Genomic DNA, 13234 nt, shown 5'->3' with positions numbered 1-13234 from the left:
TTAAATATTATTTGATTGATACACAAAGATGCCTCTTTCTTTTATATCTGTTTTGTCAATCATTGAGGCGGCAACAACTTCTGCCGGGATAGGTCTGTATTTGCTTAAAAAGCCGGTAAGGGCGAAGCTGGAAAGTTTAAGTACGTAAGCAGTAAGGTTTTCTAAAAAGCGCTTTTCTTTTCTTTCACCTAAGAGCAGGGATGGTTGAAAAACAAATAACTGGTCAAAATCCATGAGCTTCAGACTGTCTTCGACCTCGCCTTTTACTTTACTGTAAAAAAAAGTAGATTGCGAGTTGGCTCCAATCGCTGTAACAATCATCATTTTTTTGACATTATTTTCTAAGGCGATACGGGCAAAATTTACCGGATAATCATAGTCAACTTTTTTAAACGCAGCTTTAGATCCGGCCTTTTTCCTGGTTGTGCCTAAGCAACAAAACAAATAATCTCCACTCAGTTGCTCACGGTAGCTGTCGGGGTTTTCAAAATCGGTGACGATTTGCTTTAGCTTCGGGTGATACAAGGTAGATTTTTTTCTAACAAACACTTTAACTGACTCAAAGTCCGGGTTTTCAAGCAGCAATTTTGTGAGATGCTGACCTATAAGCCCGGTAGAACCAATAACTAAAGCAACTTTTCCATTTTTTATGTTCGATTCTTTTTCCATTATATTTTTTAAATAAAGGCTTTTAAAAAGCTTAATTCTCATACTTAAACTCAATGTAAAAGTATATATTCTTAAGCAAAGCATTTTTGAATTTACAAATTAGTTTAGAAAGGCAATATAAATTGGAATTATGTAATTTCGTCAAAAAATAAGGGGTGTTAATTGAATTGTTATTAATTGTTGCAGTTGGTTTTTTTGCCGGTTTAGTAAATGCTATTGCCGGTGGTGGTTCTTTGCTGACATTGCCCGCATTAATTTTTTTAGGATTACCTTCTGTGGAGGCTAATGCCACGAACCGGCTTGCTGTATTAGTGCAGTCTTTTTTTTCAGTTCTGAGCTTGAAAAATTCCGGAATTTCTGAATTTCGCTTGTCAATATTACCTTCAATATTCGCAGTCTTAGGGTCGGTAGTTGGTTTTTGGATTGCTATACATATTTCCTCTCAGTGGTTTAATCTTACCCTGTCCATCGTTATGTTGCTGATTGCTTTTTTAATGATTTATAAGCCCAAAGCTGAATTTATAGCTAAGGTTAAGCATAAAAATCCGGTAGCCGCGGTCGTGTTTTTTTTATTGGGTATATACGGGGGGTTTATTCAGGCCGGGATTGGAGTAATTATGTTGATTTTAATACCGGTTTTATTTGGTTTAAATCTTGTTCATTCAAACTTTATAAAAGTATTTGTAAATTTTGTTTTTACTCTCTTTGTGTTAATCCTGTTTGCCTATGGAGGTTATATAAACTGGGAGAGTGGAATAATGCTTTCTGTGGGAATGGCTTTTGGTGGCTGGTTTGGTAGTAAGTGGTCTGTCCGTCTGGGACATTTAGGTATTCAGCGGGTGTTGGTAGCTGTGTTGGTTATTATGTCAGCTCGTTTATTTTGGATCAGCTTTATTGCCGTTTAGTCTTTTCCGGAAATAATACTCAGGCTTATTTTATTCTTTATTCCGTTTACTAAATCTTCAGAGACTTTTTTTCTGTGTACTTTTCGACATAAAAAAGTTTTAAAGTTTTTTTCAATATCGTATATCTCTAAACAACAAGAGCAATGTTGAATATCTTTTAAAAACTGTTTTTCCTGTTCATGACTGTAAGCACCATCTAATGCCATCATTACCTTTTCAAGCATTTCATCACAATCATGCTTATTACATTCTTTTCTATTCATATCTACAATTTATAACCTAAGTTTTGAGCGTATTCTTTTAAAACATCTTTTAACATTTGCCTTGCTCTGTGTAATCTTGATCTCACAGTGCCTATTGGAATGTCTACAATCTGAGCAATTTCTTCATAAGTAAATCCTTCTACATCACACAGTAATATGGCTGTTTTAAAATCAACCGGTAATGAGTTCAGGGCTTTGGTAACTTCATCTCCCAACATATCCTGAAAAACATCCTGTCTTAGATCCAGGCTTCCTACTTTTGCATCGTCATCGGTATTGTGATAATTTACAATTTCCTCATAGTCAACTCTGGAAGGCTGTTTAACTTTTTTTCTGTATTCATTAATGAATGCATTTTTCAAAATTTTAAACAACCATGCCTTTGCATTCGTTCCCTGGTCGTATGAATCTATAAACCGATAAGCTTTCAGGAAAGTTTCCTGCACCAAATCATTTGCATCCTCCTCGTTATACGTAAGGTGAAAGGCGAAGTTATAAAGGGCCTCTATATGCGGAAAAAATTCTTTTTCAAAAACTTTGTCCTTATTTTGTTTATTTTGTTTTTTATCTTTCACTTTTCAATTTCAAAGTTAAACTTATCATACATAGAATTAATAAAATTTTTTAAAGTTGGTTCAAAGGTATCTACAATCTTTTAAACAGGAAAGTAACTTGAGCAGAGATTCTGCATTAGTTGTTTTTGCAAGTACCCTTTTTTTTGCAGGTCTTTTTTTTTCAAAGGCCCTGTTAAGTATAACTACAGCGTTACTTCCTTTATTGGCAGTCGCCTTTTTTATTCAGAAAAAAATTGATAAAAAAATATTTTTATATCACCCCTTATTTTGGTTTTCAATATTATATTTTCTTTCAGTGCTGATCAGTGGGTTATATTCTTCAAATACAGAATATTTTTTGGAGAGACTGCGGATTAAATTGCCGTTTTTGATTTTGCCATTGACTTTGGGAGCTTTTGCCATTTTAAATAAAAATCATTTCCGGCTTCTGAAAATTATTTTTCTGTGTATAGTGATGATTGCCATTTCTTTTTCTGTTTTTAATTTTATTATTGATTTTGAAAATGTGATGGAGAGTTATAAGTATGCTAAAGTTTTACCTACTCCTATTCATCACATTCGGTTTAGTCTCCTGGTTGCTTTAGCCGCATTTATTTGTTTGACAGAGCTGATTAAAAAGCCTTTTTTCGCAGATAAATTGTGGTACTTTTTTGTGATTGTATTGTTAATTTGTTTCGTTTATCTGCACATATTGGCCGTAAGAAGTGGCTTGCTGGCATTGTATGGGGGGCTTTTTCTAATACTGGTTTTAGAATTGTTCAGAAGAAAAAAATACCTTTTTATATTTATCAGTTGCCTGTTTTTAATTGCACTGCCATTTCTGGCATATCACACCATCCCGACTTTTGCTCAAAAATATCATTATATGAAGCACGATATTGGTATGTATAAAGCCGGAGAGAGGGAGGTCGCTTATTCAGATATGCGAAGGCTGATTTCTTTAGAAGCGGGACTTATAGCAGCCAAAGAAGGTGGTTTTACAGGTCACGGATACGGAGATATTAGAGAGGCTGTTGACGGAGCCTATGAAAAGCTGAAACCGGAAGTTCCGGTAGAAAACCGAACCCTTCCCCACAATCAATTTTTATTTTCTTTTATAGGTGGTGGTGTTTTAACACTTTTAATGTTATTTTTAATGACCTTCTTTCCATTTTTTTCTAAAAAGAATTATGTTTTATTAACACCTTTAGCTTTTCAGTTTTCTCAATTTACTTCATTTATGACGGAGCATCCATTGGAAACTCAGATTGGGGCAGCTTTTTTTCTGTTTTTTCTATTCTTTTTAGGTAGTGAAAAGGAAAAGTAGTACTATGGTCTATATGACACTATTTTTATTGTAAGCAGGTGTTAAATTTATTTAATAACACAATGTTAACCCATTGTTTTTTAGTTTATATATAATTTATTTATGTCTTGATTCTCGTTAAAGGGAATAATTGCCTATATTTGGTCTGAATTTAAAAACTAACTAAATTAAAAACATTATGAAAAAACTTTTTTTAAGCGTACTTTTTTTAAGTATAGGTATTTTGACTGTTAAGGCCGACAGAAATGCTCAGCAATATTCAAATGCTTCAGCCATAAATCCTCAGAACTTATTTAGTGCGGGCAGTTCTTCCACAACTATTTGCGAAACGCTAACAAACATTACGGCAACAGACTCATTTATTATTTACATGACGAATGATGGCTATGTTGCCGGCCAAAACGAGTTTGGAGATGTGGCAAAAGCAGATTTCTTTCAGAATAGTTATCCGGGAAACACATTAGACAGCGCATTGCTGTTTATTTCGGCAGCCAGTTCTTCAGGGCCGACAGCAACTTTTTCTGTAAATGTTTGGGATAATACCGGAACTAATGGTCAGCCGGGAAATGTGATTATGACGGAGCAAATTTTTTATGACGATATTGTAGGTTTTGCAAACTCAGGTTCACCATTTGTTGTTGAGTTCTCAAACCCACAACCGATTAACGATGATTTTTATTTAGGCATAGAGTTTTCTTATGCTCCCAATGATACAGTTGTTTTGTTGACAACAACAGACAGAGGACCCGGAGCACCAAATTCTGCCTGGGAATTATGGAATACCGGTGACTGGGTTCCGTATAATGATGCTACTGATGGCTGGGGTTTAGCTGTTTCTCATGCAGTATTTGCCGTTATGTGTGAAGAAGTTTTTGATCCATGCCCCGGCTATACATTAGATATAACATCCGTAAATCCTGACTGTGGTGAGGAAAACGGCGAAGCAGCGGTTGTAGCAACCGGAGGTATTGAGCCTTATTCGTATCAATGGAACACAGGAGATACCGGCTCTGAGGTGTTTAACTTAGGTGGTGGATTATTTAGCGTTACTGTGACAGATAGCTTAGGTTGCGAAGAAACAGCCAGCGTTGAGCTTATTTTTCCAAATGCACCAACAATTGATTTCACCACTGTATCGCCAACCTGTATTGGTGATAGTGACGGCTCAGCTATGGTAAATATTAGTGGTGGTACTGCGCCCTTTGACATTCTTTGGCAAGACGGATCAACTGATAATACAATCAGCGGACTGGAAGCCGGGCTTTACTCAGTAACTGTAACAGATGCGAATGATTGTGAAGTAACGGGAGAGGCCGATGTCAGAGAGCCGGATCCTATTACAGCCGTATTAACAGTTGTAAATGCCACTACAAACGAGAGTGAAGATGGATCAGTAGAGGCCTCTGTAAGTGGAGGTACCGATCCATATTCTTATGAGTGGAGCAATGGAGGAGAAGCGAGTGAAATTACAGATTTGGAATATGGTGAGTATACGCTTACTGTAACAGATGCAAATGGATGTATCGCTACATTTACTGCTGATGTGCTTTTTGATGAGGAAGTGAATTCAGTTTTTGAGGTTAAAACCTTTAATACAGTAAAAACATATCCAAATCCGGTTAATGATTACCTTAGAATTAACCATGAGCAGCTAATAGGACTTGAGCAGGTAGTTGTGACAATTTTTGACGGTAACGGGAGAATTGTTTACTTAGAGCAACAAACGAATTTAAACGCTGAGTATATTGAAATAAATGCAGCAGAATTTACTGAAGGGATTTATTTTATCCGTGTTATTTCAGAAAATGATGTTTTAATGCAAAGCAGGTTTATTAAGCAATAAAAAAAACTTATTTAGAAACTCTATTATATTAGAGCCTTGTTAACAGCAAGGCTCTTTTTTTTTTAAGAAAATTTGTAACCTTTACGAGAGGATTAAAAGTATTACTAAAAGAAGAGCTTCTAAGCGAACAATCAAAATCCCTTTAAAAGCTGCGCTCCATTATTACAAATTGACTTTAAAGACAGGTTGTATTTTATTATGAATTTTTGGGAAAAGTACCGTAAAGGTATTGAATTACGCTGTACAGAAAACAGGTACGCTAAAAACGATGTATCATATTGGCGGGATAAGCTATTTGCCATTACAATGAGCTATATATTGCCTTTAACTTTAATTGCTATAATCCCCGGAATCTTTATGGGATTGTTAGTGGGAAGTATTGCCATTGTTATATTCGACATAGCTGTTTTAGTTCTTTTAATTTTGATTATAGCACCTACCGACTTGCCGGTAATCTGGAGAAAACGGATTTTTTGTTTCATCGCTTATAGCTCAGGCGTATTCCTGCTGTTTTTTATTGATGATTCAGGACCGGGTTTACTTTATCTGCTGGCAGTATCCATTTTTTTTATATTAATTTTTCATAGCAGGAATGCCTTTATAAGCTTCTACGTTAACCTTTTTGTTTGTTTATTAGTTGGAGTTTTTATTAAGTTTAACCTTATTCCTTATGAAACTACCGTGCAGGTTGAAGGTTTTGAAATAGAACACTGGATAGCCGTATCAGCTAATCTGCTTTTTTTGAGCGCTGTTTTTTCATTTTTAATTCCCAAACTGTTTTTTGGTCTAGAGGCCAGTTTAGATAAACAAATAGAATTGGGAAATAAGCTAAAAGTGAATCAAGAAAGCCTAAGCGCCTCGGTAAAGAAGTTAGAACAAAAAAATGAAGAGCTTGAGCAGTTTGCCTATGTTGCTTCTCACGATTTGCAGGAACCTTTACGAATGGTTAGTGGTTTTGTCAGCAAATTGGAGCAACGATATAATGACAAACTTGACGACAAAGGCAGACAATATATTTCTTTGGCTGTGGGCGGTTGCAAGAGGATGAAAAACATCATTATTGACCTACTTGATTTTTCAAGAACCGGAATTACAGATAAAGAAATTGAGCTTTTTGATGTGCAGATGGTTGTAAATGACATTATTGGTTCACACCAAAACTTGATAGAAGAAAAAAAGGCATTAATAAAAACGAATCAATTACCACAGATTTATTCATACAGGTTGCTGATTACACAAGTTTTGCAAAATCTGATAAGTAACGCATTAAAATACAGTAAAAAGGACGAAGTACCAATTGTTGAGATTAGCTGTGAAAAAACACCGGAATATTGGAAATTTAAAGTTCAGGATAATGGCATCGGAATAGAGGAAGAATATTTTAGTAAAATATTTGTTTTGTTCCAAAGACTGCATGATAAAGATGAATACAGTGGAACCGGAATTGGTTTGGCAATTGTAAAAAAAGCTATAGAAAGTATGGGTGGAGAAGTCTGCTTGGAGTCAGAGGAAAACAAGGGAACAACTTTTTATTTTACAATCCCGGTGATTGAAAAAGGTTAATTTTCAAAAATATTTAATATTTTTATTGAAGAATTTTCTACAGTTAAACTATTCTAATTCTGAATTTAAAGTAAAAAACATCCGGCAAAGATGAATTTTCTAAAAGCCATTAAATAAGTAACATGAATAGGATACATATTTTACTGGTTGAAGACAATGAGGGAGACATCATTTTAACTAAAGAGGCTTTTGAAGAGAGCGAAATTAACAATTCGCTATCTGTAGTTAAAAACGGAATCGACGCACTCGATTATGTCTTTAAGAGAGGTAAGTTTATGGAGTCGGAAAGCCCGGAGCTGATTTTACTCGATTTAAATCTACCAAAAAAGAACGGATTTGAAGTATTGGAAATTCTAAAAAGCTCTGATAAAACAAGACACATACCTATTATAATACTTTCTACTACTTCATCGCAAAGAGATGTAAACCTTGCCTATCACTATCAGGCAAACTGTTTTTTATCAAAACCTTTGGAGATAGATGATTTTATGGAGATGATACATGCCATTGAGTATTTTTGGATGAGTCTGGTAAAATTTCCTAATAAAAATATTTTAGCTCAATAATGATACAGTCATACAAGAAGCAATACAATATTAATGAGCCTTTCGACAGTATTGTTATCGGTTCCGGAATGGGAGGGCTTACAACGGCGGCCTTGCTGGCAAAGTCCGGTCAAAGAGTTTTAGTATTGGAAAAGCATTATACTGCCGGTGGTTTTACACATGTTTTTAAACGAAAAGGCTATGAGTGGGATGTGGGAATTCATTATATCGGCAGTGTGGATAATGATAAAAGTGCGTTAAAAAAAATCTTTGATTATGTGTCTGACAACAAGGTTAAATGGGCAGACATGGGGGAAGTTTATGACAGAATAGTGATTGGTGAAAAAATCTATAATTTTGTAAAGGGTACTAAAAACTTTAAAGCAAAGCTGAAATTATATTTTCCGGAGGATAAAGAGGCCATAGACGCTTATGTAGATTTGATATTTAAGGTTAGCGGCCTCTCCAAAAACTTTTTTGTAGAAAAAGCATTGCCGCCGGTAGTCAGTTTTGTTGCCGGCAGTTTTTTAAGAAAACCTTTCCTGAAATATGCTAGCCAAACAACTCAGGCGGTTTTGAGCAAACTCACCAATAACAATGAATTGATTAAAGTTTTAACCGCTCAATTCGGTGATTATGGCCTGCCTCCGGAGCAGAGTAGTTTCGCTATGCATGCCATTTTGGTTCGGCATTATTTGTCAGGTGGATTTTTTCCTGTTGGTGGTTCATCCGTAATTGCAGATAGTATAGCCGGAGTTTTACATAAGCATGGTGGAGCAGTCTTGGTTAGTGCAGACGTAGAAGAGGTGGTGGTTGAAAACAATAAAGCCATTGGGGTTAAAATGAGTGACGGAAAGGTCTTTTATGCGAAAAATATCATAAGCAATGCCGGAATTGTTAACAGTTATAAAAAACTGCTGCCTGAAGAAACATACCGGAAACAAAAATTGGAAAAACAGCTGAGTAAAATAAATCCCTCTGTTGCTCATGCCTGTTTGTATATTGGGTTAAATGGTAGTCCGGAAGAGTTGAACTTACCCAAAGCAAATTACTGGATTTATCCGGAGCAACTAAGCCATGATGAGAATGTCCGGAAGTATCTGAAAGATATTAACGAAGACTTTCCGGTGGTCTATATTTCCTTTCCCTCAGCTAAAGACCCGGACTGGAGTAATCGTTATCCAGGGAAAAGCACCATTGATATCATTACTTTGTTGCCCTATGAAATTTTTCAAAAGTGGGAAGACACCAAATGGATGAAAAGAGGAGAAGAGTACGAAAAGCTGAAAGAATCTTTATCCATCCGATTGTTGGAAGAATTATACAAAAGAGAGCCCGCCTTGAGAGGAAAAGTAGATTATTACGAGCTATCAACTCCATTAACGACCAAACACTTTGTAAACTACGACAAAGGAGAAATCTATGGAATAGATCACAGCCCGGCTCGTTTTCAACAAAAGTTTTTAAAACCCCGCACACCGGTAAAAAACTTTTACTTAAGTGGCCAGGATATCGTAAGCTGTGGGGTTGGAGGTGCTGCTTTTTCGGGTGTTTTAACTGCCGGTGTTATTTTAAATAAAAATGTATTGAAAGAGGTGATGAAGTAGGAAAAAAGGGGTACTTACAATTTTCTCAAAACTTTTTTTACTGCACAAAAGCCACCAAAAGTCCTCAATTTTGCAGTTCATAAGTTACTTTTAATCTCTAACAAATACATTTTAAATATGATTAATTCTTAAAGGAGTAAAAAGGGCTTTTAATATTTTGAGTTTTTATCGGTCTCTTTCTTGAAAGGCACAAGTTGCTTAATATATGGCTTTGGTTAAAGACTTGCGATAGTGAAGGTGTTTCCATTGTATACCATAAACTACTTTTGGGTCTTGCATTTTACTGCTGTTCAAATTTACACCGCTGAATTGGTGATTAATGTAATGTTTTACTCTATTGAGTTTGTTAAATGCTCTGCCAATGTCTTGCTATTCTGTTTATTTGCGTGTTCTTTAACATAGTTTTTCACGAAGTATTTCGATGGCTTTATTTTTTTCTCTTGCACGTCCTACGCGTAAAGCATCACACAAAGCCATGTATTCATAAAATTCAGGATCTTTCAAACAAGCTTCCGGCACTTTAGGATGCAGAGGTTCAATGGATTCTCCACGAACGGTTCCTTCGCCATAGGGCCATACATAAGCCTCTTCACTTACAATTTCTTGATTTAATGGGGGTGCTGCATGTGCCGTGGGCATACCTCTGACTTTAGCTCCGGGATGCTGAGGATATACATAGCGTAAACCATGCGTCAAAAAGTCTAAAATAGCAAGTTTCATCAAGTGCTTTTTGTCTTTGGTAATCAATCCTGCCAGGGAAGAACGGTTCAAACTTTCGCTTACTTCACTGCCACTGATACCCAATTCAATGGCTAAATCTTTCATTAACCAAGGCGTATCTTTTTTAGCCGCTATCTTTAACAAAATCACGATGTCATGTGGCCGCATGCCGCTATGCTTTTTCATTCTTGTTAGATTTATAACAACAAAGTTAATAATCAATTCTCAATTCGCGAATCGCGAATTGAGAATTGATTATTTTAAAAAAAGATTTGGATCGAATATTTAGTTTATCGAAGGACAAACCTAAAATACCTGATTTATCACACTCTTTAATAATGCCTGTGAATTGGAGATTTTGGATTTAACTAATTTAATTGATGCATCAAAAAATTTCAACTTATCAGTTTATAAGGAAACCGTTTCTTTGTCTTTTGGTAAAGCTACCTAAATATGGGTTAAAAGCTTGCACATGCTAAGAAACCCTTCTCGGCATTCAGAACTTTCTCTTTAAATTCGTCTAACCCCAGTTATTCAATTCGTAATTTATCGGTTATGCAGTTCTATCTGGTTTTTTACAAATTCAATCAGTCTTTGGTTCTTATAATCGAACCATTTTTGTCTGTATTCACCTGAGCTATCAATTTCCCATTTGAAGTTGCGAAATGGTTTGGATTTATTCAATGCTTTAAATAACTTGTCTTGTATATTCTGATTATCAACTAACTCTGCAAAATCGGACATTACTTCGAAACTCTCATGTGATGTCATTTTTTCAAATTCGAAATAGTCACCCCAATTTTCATCTAATTTATCCAGAGTCTCTTCCCATGGTTCGGTATCTTGCCCAATCCAGTCAACATCATTAAAATTTGGAGCTACTTCAATTTCACCCGTTTTCAGGTGGTAATAACAACACAATCCCATGTCAAGATTTTCGGCTATATCTTTTATTTGTCCTTCCGTTAATTTCATGTAGCTACTTCTTTTAAGTTTGTTTGCAACATTTTTAAACGCTTAACAAAAGTAAAAAAAATGAGCATATTCTAATTTTTCGAAGATATTAGCTTTTCCCTAAAAAGCAAAAGTTCCTCAGGTCATGGCTTGAGCTAATGACTTGAGCCGAAAGTAGTCAATTTATGTCAAGGAACACCCCTTTTATTTTCCGTTGACCATCATAATTTGTCCATTAACTGCCACAGCCAATTTTCCCCTTTTAACTTTCAATCTTTTTTACTTTCTCATCACTACATTGCTAATTACTTAAAGAACATTTATGTTTGTATAAACGATTCTATGCTTAGAGACGTTTTCCTGTTTGCACGTGAAAAACTAAATTCAATTATTTGATACTTTATGAACTTTAATTTTTTAAGAAGCTTTTTGATAAAGTTAATCCTGCTGTTTTCAATAAGTTTGCTTGTTTCCTGCAGCTATTACTTTGGTAAAAATCGCCTGCCTTTGGGAGCTAATTTTGATAAAGAGCTTCCCGTACTTGAGTATTCAGAACGTTTAGGAAATAGAATTTCGGCAGAGGAACATTCACTTACGGCTTATTACTCAAATCAAATATTAAGCGATTGGGAAACGCGGGGCAAAGTTTCAGAGCCCCGAATAATGATAGCAAAGCTTTTAAGTGGAAATGAAATTGATAAAGTAAATGAATATATTAAAAGTCTGGAACCCTGGGGGCGGAGTGGCACCCGTTGGATACTAAATCCACGCGGCGACTATGATTTTACTGAAATTCCCTTATGTGTGTTGTTATATACTTTTCGAGATAAGCCGGACATTCTATATCCGGAAACACAAAACCACATTGCCCAAAACCTTTTGATTCACAGTGGAGGAAAGCCGGCTTTAAAAACACCCCGTACTTTTAGAGTTATGAGGGAAACAGAAAACCATATTTTGATGAGCGAAACCTCACGCTACTTGAAAAACCAGTGGATGTATGAAAATGTCAGTGATGATAAAAAGTATAACAATATTGAAAACGGATTGGAAAAGTGGTTATTAAATCATGTAAATGAGTTGCGAAAAGGAGGGTTCTTTGAATTTAACTCTTTACCGTATTCAGGATATTCAATCAATGCTTTACTGGTGCTTCATTCATTTGCAGAGTCTGAAGATATCAAAATCGCAACTCAAAACCTATTGGATCAGTTAGTTTGGGAATACACCTACAGCAGCAAAAATCTAAGAAGATTCCCCCCTTTTAGAAGACAATTTTCCAGAGCAGAGCTCAGAACGTTTCATCAAGATCCTATGAGCGGAATCATGAAAGTCTGGATGGATGCTGCCCGGCATACGAAAGGAGTTGAAACAAATCATCTCCGTCATTTCGGTTTAATAGCATTGTTAACAGATTACAGACCGCCCTTAGCTTTAGTAGAAAAAGCCTTGTCAAAAGATCGGGATTATTATTTGGCTATCGGCCGGGGACATAATTCAACTCCTGAAATTTATAGCGGAGGACCGGGTTACCTGATTAGTGGAGGAGGCACTCAGCCCTGGAGAGGTACACAGATAATTGCACGGCAAACCCTGCTTTTTTTAGATGATAAAGCCTCAGTTATAGATTCCTGCTTTTATATACCTGGAAGGGGGAAACGGGAAAACTGGAACAATACAGGAGTGTATAAAAAATTTGCTGTCGGAAATCATGAAGTGCATATTCCTCAGCATATGCAAGCACTAAAACAATCAGATAATTGGAAACTTTTTGAAACACCAACAGAAAGTTTGTATGTGGTTACGTATTCAAAAGAGGATTTAGGATTGATTTTTCTAATCCGCTCAAAAGAACAGGATTTACAGCGAAATTTTGAATCCCTTATAGCAAGAAATGCTCAAAACAACCTCTACAACACAGCCATTACATTTGCCGGAGATACGATTGAGTACAAGCTAAGAAAATCTTCGCGCAGGGAGGTTATCCGCCAAATAAACGGTGAAGCTAGAAACAGAAAACTTTCCCGTTTTCCAAGGATTGAATTTATTGAGGCTGAAAACTTATAGTCATTATTGGTTTAAAATTTTCTCCTGTTTTGTGTGCGACGTTGATGCCCCCAATTTCTATGTTGATAATCAGTGCTTTATTGACAAAAAATCTTGATTTTGGGTGACCCATTGCACAAAACAGGAATGGTTAATTTGAACAATAGAACATTTGAATGAAGAAATCAGAAATCAGAACGTTTCTAAAATTAACCGGTTTCTTTCATTTTACTTCACT

At 35.8% G+C, this 13234-nt stretch carries 12 protein-coding genes; 7 read left to right on the top strand and 5 right to left on the bottom strand.

Annotation, left to right across the window (positions count from 1 at the left end; genetic code table 11):
- A complete protein-coding gene (locus EA412_09730) occupies window positions 1-753 on the bottom strand; it encodes an NAD-dependent epimerase/dehydratase family protein (GenBank protein ID TVR77971.1) in 753 nt (250 codons plus the stop codon).
- A 71-nt stretch (window positions 754-824) separates the two neighbouring features.
- Between EA412_09730 and EA412_09725 the strand changes: the two genes are divergently transcribed.
- Complete coding sequence (locus EA412_09725) at window positions 825-1574, top strand: sulfite exporter TauE/SafE family protein (protein ID TVR77970.1); 750 nt, start codon at window positions 825-827, stop codon at window positions 1572-1574.
- Here EA412_09725 and EA412_09720 read toward each other — a convergent pair.
- Complete coding sequence (locus EA412_09720) at window positions 1571-1837, bottom strand: hypothetical protein (GenBank protein ID TVR77969.1); 267 nt, start codon at window positions 1835-1837, stop codon at window positions 1571-1573. The genes EA412_09725 and EA412_09720 overlap by 4 nt on opposite strands.
- Window positions 1838-1839: 2 nt before the next feature.
- The gene (locus EA412_09715; GenBank protein TVR77968.1) at window positions 1840-2412 is read right to left on the bottom strand and encodes a sigma-70 family RNA polymerase sigma factor; all 573 of its coding nucleotides are present in this window, start codon (window positions 2410-2412) and stop codon (window positions 1840-1842) included.
- Window positions 2413-2467: 55 nt separating this feature from the next.
- On the opposite strand from EA412_09715, the gene EA412_09710 reads away from it, so the two are divergent.
- From EA412_09710 to EA412_09690, 5 genes are all read left to right on the top strand, one after another.
- Window positions 2468-3718, top strand: a complete 1251-nt coding sequence (locus EA412_09710) for a hypothetical protein (protein ID TVR77967.1) — start codon at window positions 2468-2470, stop codon at window positions 3716-3718.
- Between the two features lie 178 nt (window positions 3719-3896).
- Window positions 3897-5561, top strand: a complete 1665-nt coding sequence (locus EA412_09705; protein ID TVR77966.1) for a T9SS C-terminal target domain-containing protein — start codon at window positions 3897-3899, stop codon at window positions 5559-5561.
- Window positions 5562-5759: 198 nt separating this feature from the next.
- The gene (locus EA412_09700; protein TVR77965.1) at window positions 5760-7124 is read left to right on the top strand and encodes a hypothetical protein; all 1365 of its coding nucleotides are present in this window, start codon (window positions 5760-5762) and stop codon (window positions 7122-7124) included.
- Between the two features lie 122 nt (window positions 7125-7246).
- A complete protein-coding gene (locus tag EA412_09695; protein TVR77964.1) occupies window positions 7247-7690 on the top strand; it encodes a response regulator in 444 nt (147 codons plus the stop codon).
- Window positions 7690-9276 carry an NAD(P)/FAD-dependent oxidoreductase gene (locus tag EA412_09690; GenBank protein ID TVR77963.1) on the top strand — a complete coding sequence of 529 codons (1587 nt, stop codon included), beginning with the start codon at window positions 7690-7692 and terminating at the stop codon, window positions 9274-9276. Before EA412_09695 ends, EA412_09690 begins: the two co-directional genes overlap by 1 nt.
- A gap of 393 nt (window positions 9277-9669) precedes the next feature.
- Here EA412_09690 and EA412_09685 read toward each other — a convergent pair whose 3' ends face one another.
- Both EA412_09685 and EA412_09680 read right to left on the bottom strand, forming a co-directional pair.
- Complete coding sequence (locus tag EA412_09685) at window positions 9670-10182, bottom strand: hypothetical protein (protein ID TVR77962.1); 513 nt, start codon at window positions 10180-10182, stop codon at window positions 9670-9672.
- Window positions 10183-10542: 360 nt separating this feature from the next.
- The gene (locus EA412_09680) at window positions 10543-10971 is read right to left on the bottom strand and encodes a hypothetical protein (GenBank protein ID TVR77961.1); all 429 of its coding nucleotides are present in this window, start codon (window positions 10969-10971) and stop codon (window positions 10543-10545) included.
- A 381-nt stretch (window positions 10972-11352) separates the two neighbouring features.
- On the opposite strand from EA412_09680, the gene EA412_09675 reads away from it, so the two are divergent.
- The gene (locus tag EA412_09675; protein TVR77960.1) at window positions 11353-13017 is read left to right on the top strand and encodes a hypothetical protein; all 1665 of its coding nucleotides are present in this window, start codon (window positions 11353-11355) and stop codon (window positions 13015-13017) included.
- The last annotated feature ends 217 nt before the right edge of the window (window positions 13018-13234 follow it).

The sequence above is a fragment of the Chitinophagaceae bacterium genome, from assembly GCA_007695095.1.
Classification (GTDB): Bacteria; Bacteroidota; Bacteroidia; order Chitinophagales; family REEL01; genus REEL01.
Note: the sequence above shows the minus strand (reverse complement) of the source record. Positions and strands in the feature narration are given on the sequence as shown.

Excerpts from the sequence above, each read along its gene's own strand:
- EA412_09730 (TVR77971.1), bottom strand. The coding sequence starts at position 753 with ATGCTTTGCTTAAGAATATATACTTTTACATTGAGTTTAAGTATGAGA.
- EA412_09720 (TVR77969.1), bottom strand. The coding sequence starts at position 1,837 with ATGAATAGAAAAGAATGTAATAAGCATGATTGTGATGAAATGCTTGAA.
- EA412_09705 (TVR77966.1), top strand. The coding sequence starts at position 3,897 with ATGAAAAAACTTTTTTTAAGCGTACTTTTTTTAAGTATAGGTATTTTG.
- EA412_09700 (TVR77965.1), top strand. The coding sequence starts at position 5,760 with ATGAATTTTTGGGAAAAGTACCGTAAAGGTATTGAATTACGCTGTACA.
- EA412_09695 (TVR77964.1), top strand. The coding sequence starts at position 7,247 with ATGAATAGGATACATATTTTACTGGTTGAAGACAATGAGGGAGACATC.
- EA412_09690 (TVR77963.1), top strand. The coding sequence starts at position 7,690 with ATGATACAGTCATACAAGAAGCAATACAATATTAATGAGCCTTTCGAC.
- EA412_09685 (TVR77962.1), bottom strand. The coding sequence starts at position 10,182 with ATGAAAAAGCATAGCGGCATGCGGCCACATGACATCGTGATTTTGTTA.
- EA412_09680 (TVR77961.1), bottom strand. The coding sequence starts at position 10,971 with ATGAAATTAACGGAAGGACAAATAAAAGATATAGCCGAAAATCTTGAC.
- EA412_09675 (TVR77960.1), top strand. The coding sequence starts at position 11,353 with ATGAACTTTAATTTTTTAAGAAGCTTTTTGATAAAGTTAATCCTGCTG.